The sequence below is a fragment of the Tateyamaria sp. genome (genome assembly GCF_039945315.1).
In the GTDB taxonomy this organism is placed as follows: domain Bacteria; phylum Pseudomonadota; class Alphaproteobacteria; order Rhodobacterales; family Rhodobacteraceae; genus Tateyamaria.
On record NZ_JBDUXB010000016.1, the window covers coordinates 36,967 to 42,966 of the forward strand.

Sequence of the window (6,000 nt, forward strand, 5' to 3'; positions counted from 1 at the left end):
TTCGCTCTTGCAGCAAACTGCGCGCTTCGGCTACGCGCTGCATCGCAGCTAGAAAAGCAGATATTGGGCGCGACCGCGGCGAATCTTGGTGGGGCAATGACCGAGTTGAGGGACAAAGCGTGAATTCGCTGCGAAGAGTTCGAAAGTCGCCCATCGGCAATATATCAGCTTTGATGTTGGCAGTGGTGATAGCAGAGGCACCGACACAAATTGCAAAGGATTCAGTGACATAGCCCTTGAGCATATCCAGACTGCGTGGTGCAAAAGTCACAAGTAAATATTGGACATCCCGGTAAAATTGTCTTCATGGTGCAAGAAAAAGGGGAGGATCGAAAATGGCACTGACTGCAATAATGCGAAGCGCATGGCGGACCAGAGCAGTTTAAATTGGTGGACCTTGATGTGGGTGAACCGGGCAAAGGCGAGATCCGCATCGCACATAAGGCTGTGGGCCTGAATTTCATCGATGTTTACCAGCGCACCGGACTTTACCCGATGCAATTGCCCCATGCGATGGGCATGGAAGCCGCGGGCATGATCGAGGCCGTGGGCGAAGGGGTTACGCATCTTAAGGTCGGTGATCGTGCGGCCTATGCCGCAAACCCTCCCGGCGCTTACACCGAGGCACGTGTCATGCCCGCCGCCCAGGTCTGTCCATTGCCTGAAGGTATCTCCTTTGAGGAAGGTGCCGCGATGATGCTCAAGGGTCTGACTGTGGAGTATCTTTTCCGCCGCACTTCACCTCTGAAGTCGGGTGATACAGTGCTGTTTCACGCGGCAGCAGGCGGAGTGGGCCTTCTGGCTTGCCAATGGGCCCGCTCGGAAGGGATCACCTTGATCGGAACTGCAGGAACAGACGAAAAATGCCAGCTCGCGCAGGAATATGGGGCAACCCATTGCCTGAACTACCGCAGCGGCGATTGGGTGGCGCAAGTGCGCAGCCTGACAGACGGCAAAGGAGTCGACGTGGTGATGGACGCTGTCGGCAAAGACACGTTCGAAGGATCGCTAGATTCCCTGAAACCTCTTGGTATGATGATATCTTTTGGAAATGCATCGGGGCCGGTGCCCCCTTTTGAAATTGGCCTTCTAGGAAAAAAGGGATCGCTGAAAATCACGCGTCCAACTCTGTTCACTCATATTGCCGATCACGCAACTTGTCAGGCCATGGCACAGCATCTTGCCAAAAAAGTGCTGGCAGGAGATGTGAAGGTCAATATAGGCCAGCGGTTCGCATTACGAGATGTAGCAAACGCCCATGAAGCGCTGGAGGCGCGCCAGACAACAGGCTGTACGGTATTGGAAATCTAAGGTGTTACTTTGGGTCGTGGCACTGCTTGTGAGGCCTGATCTTCAATGCCTGACGCAGAAACCATGAATCGGGTGACTTGTCACGACATCGACGCGGATATCCGCTGAATTGCAGAAGCCCGACGCATTGTGCTCAGAACGGTATTGCGGCGGCGCTGCAGGGCAAGCTTGGACTGCGCTCCGTAAGCAGCCATTCCTGCAACACAGAAAAATCAACGGCACTGTCAGAAGAAACCAGCTTGAGGCGGGTAGGTCGGTTTCGTAGCTTCGTCGGATGATCAAACCCAACCCATTTCGCTACTTCAAAACCAGCCCTAAGATCATCCGCCTGGCGGTAATGATGTATGAGCGGTTCCCGCTATCGCTACGGAAGGCACTGTCAGAAGAAACCAACTTGAGGCGGGCAGGGCGGATTTGTAGCGTTCAGGCATGACCAAACCTGATCCATTTCGCTACTTTAAAACCAGCACTGAGATCATTCGCCTGGCGGTAATGATGTACGTTCGATTTCCTCTGTCTCTTCGCAACGTTGAAGACCTGCTACATGAGCGTGGCATTGAGATTAGTCATGAAACGGTTCGGTTCTGGTGGAATAGATTTGGCCCGATGTTCGCGGCTGAGATCCGCAGAAACAGGGTCAGCCGGATGCGATCTTATTCGAATTGGCAGTGGCATCTCGACGAGGTTTTCGTGAAGATCAACGGCGAGACGCACTACTTGTGGCGGGCTGTGGACCACGAAGGCGAGATACTGGAAAGCTACGTCACCAAGCGTCGGGACCGCAAAGCTGCGTTGAAATTCCTCAGGAAATCAATGAAACGATACGGCAGCCCTGAAGTGATCGTTTCGGACAAACTCCGATCCTACCGAGCTGCCTTGCGCGACATTGGCGCAGGTGCCCGTCAAGAAACCGGTGGGTGGCTCAACAATCGAGCGGAGAATTCTCACCTGCCATTCCGACGAAGAGAGCGGGCAATGCTCCGGTTCCGGCGGATGCGAAGTCTTCAGAAATTCGCTGCAGTTCACGCTTCCGTCTCAAATCACTTTAACCAGGAATGATCGCTCTCCAAACGGACAAACTTCAAAGAGGCACGTTCCGCCGCTCTCGCCGAGTGGCGGCAGCTTTGTTCCGGATAAGTTCACGCATTCCGCGGCAAACTGAGACTGGTTCGAATTCGTCTGACACCACCAAATTTCGGATGGTTTAGGCTCTGGACCTATAAAACGCCTAGAAGTTGCCGTTCTTCGCATTGTAAGTGAACGGCTGAGTTGCGGACGAAGCTGACGCCCAAGTCCAGTATATGCCCTCCTGCAACTTGCTCATTCCTTCTATGTATTTACTCCCAAAAGTTGTTGAGTATCCTGCTCACGTTGTCAGGCTATGATCGAGGTTTTGGAATGCCATCACGGCGCAGTGTTTTGAAAAATATCATTGGCACGGTGTCGTACGCCGCGCTTGCACCGGCTATTGCCAAACCTGCACAGGCCGCTCCAAAGCGAAGTGATGAATTCATTGATTACGATGCGCTAGGCATGGCCGAGTTGATCAAGAAAGGTGAAATCTCCGCTCGTGAAGCAGTCGAAATCACGATCCGCCGGATTGAGGCGATGGAACCCATCGTCAATGCGATCACGACCCGCACCTATGAACGAGCCTTCGAGAACGCGAAAACGATCTCGGCGGATACGACATTTGCGGGCATGCCGATCCTGATCAAGGACATGATTGACGTCGGCGGCGTGCGTCGGACGGACGGGTCGCGAATGATGTTGTCGAATATCCCTGCTGAAAACGTTCCCTACATCGACGGTGTCGAGGCCGCAGGCATGAACATCATCGGTATGACGAACGTGCCGGAGTTCGCACAGTTGGGTATCATCACAAACAACTCGGCATTCGGCGCGACACGCAACCCATGGGATCTTTCCGTATCTGCTCTTGGGTCCTCGGGGGGTGCGGCATCTGCGGTCGCCTCGGGAATGGTGCCTTTGGCCCATGGTACGGATGGGGGAGGCTCCAACCGCTTGCCAACCGGCGCGCAAGGTTTGTTCGGTATAAAACCGAGCCGGGCACGCATGCTGCCCGGCGAAGCTGGCGGCGTGCACGGGCCGTTCAAGACCAATCAGGCAATCAGCCGCACGGTCCGAGACAGTGCTGCGTTGTTTGTGCACACGGAAGACCCAAACGGGCCGTTTTCTACTATTGGGTTGGTCACGGGACCGTCAGCAAATCGGCTCAGGATAGGATTTGCGCTAACGCTGGACGGCGGAGAACCGGTTCATCCGGCAGTTGCGGCCGCGCAAGAGCAAACGGCGCAGTTGTTGCGGGACCTAGGCCACGAAGTCGTCGAAGCGGACATTCCAATCAATGCCTCCGAATTCTTCACGAATTTCAACAGCGCGTTCCTTGGCCAGTTTGGCGTGTTCTCCGATCAGGCGAGAGCGATTACTGGGGCCAACGCAATGGACAGTGGTCTACTTGATGTCTTTACGGCGAGCCTGATCGAATACGGCAGCAATATACCAGCAGACGTACAGGCGGCAGGTCTGGAGTATCTCGCCACTATACCGGAGCTATACGCACAGGTCTTTGGAGGGGTCGACCTGCTGCTGTCACCCTGCATGCCGTTCCTGTCGATAGACGCATACGCGCTAACGCCCGACACCATGGTCAACGAGTCTACTGTTAACTTCCTTCAGGCTGGCCTGTCCTATACGGCTTCCGTGAACGTTTCCGGCCATGCGGCTATGTCCGTCCCCCTGAACTGGGACCCGGAGACGGGTCTGCCGATCGGATCGATGTTCCAGGCGGCCAGGGGCAACGACCGCAAGCTGTACGAGTTGGCTTTCGAACTAGAAGAGGCGCGCCCTTGGAAAGACCGCTGGGCACCGTACTCTTGCAAGTACATCCCGGTCTGATAGGCGTTGGTGTCGTGTCTTAAAACATATGTGTTTACGATCCTCGGCGTGACGCTTGGGTCCTCAATTTTGGCGGAGGAACCAATTGACCAGTCCACTTTTTTAGGCGGCCCCAGTAGTGTCGGCGCGGACCTGAGCGCGGATGATGCGGCAGAACCTAAGACGTTGCGAGGGTGGCAGAAGCGAAAAATGGACCTGCGGGAGAACTTTGGCTTCGACATTGGTGGAGACTTGGCCATCCTCGCTCAGCGCGCCGATAATGGCGAGTCCGCGTCGTCGGGGGTGTTCCGGCTCTATGGGCGCTGGACCCTGACAGGTCGCGATACTCCAGAGACCGGAAGCCTTGTCTGGAAAATTGAAAACCGGACAGCCTTCGGTGACGCGCCTGCGTCCCTCGGTCCTCGGCTTGGCTATGCCGGATTGACTGGAACCAGCTTTACCGATGCCGGATGGTTTCTCGCACCGTTCTATTGGGAGCAATATCTTAAAAGGGGCAGTGCCGCCTTTGTATTTGGCAGGCTCGACCCGTTGGATTTCGTCGACCTGTCCGGCTATTCGGGACAGTGGACCCGATTTCAGAACGCGTCGCTCCTGGTCAACTCGACCATTGCTTTCCCGGATCTGGGATTTGGCGCGGGTTTCGGTTTTAAGCCCAATGACCAGACCGTGTTAGGATTGACCATCCATGACGCTAACGGCAATAGCGGTTCGGTCGAGTGGTTCCCGAACGGCCCCGAGTTCTTTTCTCAGGCCTATCTCAGTTGGTCACCGGACAGGACACGCCGGTTCGACCGCGCCATTCACCTAACGCTCTGGCATCTTGGCGAAAGAGAGGATGCCGGCAAACCAGAAGATTACGGGCTAGCCTTTTCGGTCAACTGGATGATGGATAACGGCTGGATGCCATTTGTTAGGGCTGGGGTTTCCGAGGGCTCTGTCGCGCGCGCAGACCGGTCATTTACCGCAGGCACACTTTATCGCCCAGAAAATGGAGTTGCGGAATTTGGCTTCGCATTGGGGTGGGAGAGGCTCTCTGATACGACACTCGGCGAGCAGCGAGCCGCAGAAGCATTCTTTAGATGGGATGCAACAGACCACATTCAGATAACCCCTTCCGTGCAGGCGATTTTCGATACGCCACTTTCATCGGGCGACTCCACAAAACTGGTGTTTGGTCTCAGAACAAGACTCACATTTTGAGTGGTTTTTCGCAATTATCCTACCTTGGGGGCGGAGCAATCAAATCGCTCAATGAGGGTTTAGCTATAGCAGCTTCGGGCTCAGAGCGGTCGTTCGCTACAGACCGCTCGAACGACTGCTGTGCGGACAAAACCGCCGTTCAGCAAAAGTGAGGCAAATGCCGCTTCCGGCCCAATCCGGTCGCTCACCGGAGGCTTAAATGCCGCGGCGCAGCTTTCGCATACAGGCCATTCGTGGACAGCGCTGCATGCCACACTGTTTACTAACGACCAAGAAGAGCTCGAAGCGGTCTTTCGCTGTGGGCCAGCGCTGGACCTCCATTCGAGTAACTAAATTGCGAAGAGATCGGATACAGCTTTAATCGCTGTAAGCGGCTTTCAACCCTTGGATATACCGAACTGTGTCATTGGTGTTCGCATACGGGGTGCGGGTCTTGTCAGAAAGATTCCAGTTGAGACGGGCAGGGCGGCCTCGTAGCGTCTGAACATGACCAAACCTAACCCTTTCAAGGGCTTTCAAAGCAGCCCGGAAATCATTCGCTTGGCGGTGATGTTGTACATTCGGTTACCG

Annotated in this window: 3 protein-coding genes and 2 pseudogenes; all 5 read left to right on the forward strand. The window is 55.1% G+C overall.

What is annotated here, in order from left to right:
- Positions 1 to 387: 387 nt before the first annotated feature.
- Positions 388 to 1,311 carry a quinone oxidoreductase family protein gene (locus ABJD00_RS04405; protein ID WP_413848794.1) on the forward strand — a complete coding sequence of 308 codons (924 nt, stop codon included), beginning with the start codon at positions 388 to 390 and terminating at the stop codon, positions 1,309 to 1,311.
- 429 nt (positions 1,312 to 1,740) lie between these two features.
- Positions 1,741 to 2,448, forward strand: a pseudogene (locus ABJD00_RS04410) (IS6 family transposase).
- A 282-nt stretch (positions 2,449 to 2,730) separates the two neighbouring features.
- Entirely contained in the window at positions 2,731 to 4,230 is a 1,500-nt protein-coding gene (locus ABJD00_RS04415; RefSeq protein WP_413848796.1) for an amidase, read from the forward strand.
- Positions 4,231 to 4,260: 30 nt separating this feature from the next.
- Positions 4,261 to 5,430 carry a carbohydrate porin gene (locus ABJD00_RS04420; RefSeq protein WP_413848798.1) on the forward strand — a complete coding sequence of 390 codons (1,170 nt, stop codon included), beginning with the start codon at positions 4,261 to 4,263 and terminating at the stop codon, positions 5,428 to 5,430.
- A gap of 486 nt (positions 5,431 to 5,916) precedes the next feature.
- Positions 5,917 to 6,000 (forward strand): annotated as a pseudogene (locus ABJD00_RS04425) (IS6 family transposase); the annotation flags it as partial.